Below are 323 nucleotides of genomic sequence, written 5' to 3' on the forward strand. Positions count from 1 at the left end.
TGACGAACCTACCCGCAGAACGGCTAATGTCGCGAACGGCGCGTTTCCGCTCGCTCCTCGGCGAGCGCTGGCTCGGCCAGCGGCGCCGAGGTCATGTCGTCGACTTCGTCGGCCCAGTCGTCCTCGTCCCGCCGAGTGCCCTCGTCGGCCGCGCTGCTCGGCGCGTCTGGATTGTCCAGCACGGCGTAGGCGATGGCGCAGAACAGCGAGTTGAGACGCTTCATGTCGCTGATCAGGTCCAGGTGCAGCGAGCTGGTCTCGATGCTCTGTACCACCTGCTGGTGCAGGCGGTCGACATGGGCATGGGCGTAGCGCCGTTCCTG

1 pseudogene is annotated in these 323 nt (G+C 66.9%); it reads right to left on the bottom strand.

Annotated features, from left to right (window positions below):
• Positions 1–164: 164 nt before the first annotated feature.
• Positions 165–323, bottom strand: a pseudogene (locus ACLJNW_RS24010) (hypothetical protein); the annotation flags it as partial.

The organism is Salmonella sp. SAL4457 (assembly GCF_046548235.1).
In the GTDB taxonomy this organism is placed as follows: Bacteria; Pseudomonadota; Gammaproteobacteria; order Enterobacterales; family Enterobacteriaceae; genus Salmonella; species Salmonella enterica.